Here is a 683-nt window from a genome sequence, read left to right on the forward strand (position 1 = left end):
TATATTGCCTAAAAAATGAGAGGTATTGCTTATTTCTCCGGTTGCATCTCTACTATTCTCTACAATTTCTTGTCCTTCTCTTAGAGCTTCTTTTATACTTTCTTTAATGTTAATAGTGGTATTGTTTTCATTATGAACACTAATATTATTTTCATTTGCATTCATCTAAGGCCTTTTGGATTTTGTTTAAATAATTACCTATAAAGATTATTATTGCTTTATGATTACTTTTCCACTTTTTATTTATTTCTTCATTAGAAAATTCTAGTGTATCTAATTTTTTAAGTGTATTATAACTTTCTTTCACTTGTTTGAATATTGTCAATTTGTCTTTAAAAGAACATAATTGGGTGTTGTAAAGTAAAAACATTCCTTGAATTGATACTTTTGAGTAAAGAGCCATAGCTTTATACCAAGCTCCCTTATCCAAATAGCCTATGCTATCTAAATAATCATAAAATTCTTCATAGTGCTTTATAAATTTAAGTTTTTCTTTAAAAATTTGTTTTTCTAAATCTTTAGTAGAGGCTCTTAAGTTTAGGTATTTTTGTTTTTCATTTGAGTTTAAATCGCTTATGAAATTAAGATAATTAAAATAGGTTTGCTCTCTACCATGTAGAAAGATAAAAATATCAATGTTGCTTTGAATAAAATTTTGGCAATACCTATCCTCAAATCCAAAT

Annotated in this window: 1 pseudogene; it reads right to left on the reverse strand. The window is 25.8% G+C overall.

Going from position 1 to position 683, the window contains the following annotated elements:
- Positions 1-151 precede the first annotated feature (151 nt).
- Positions 152-683 (reverse strand): annotated as a pseudogene (locus tag L8W69_RS09245) (hypothetical protein); the annotation flags it as partial.

The sequence above is a fragment of the Campylobacter sp. CNRCH_2016_3089 genome, from assembly GCF_025772505.1.
GTDB classification, from domain to species: domain Bacteria; phylum Campylobacterota; class Campylobacteria; order Campylobacterales; family Campylobacteraceae; genus Campylobacter_D; species Campylobacter_D lari_D.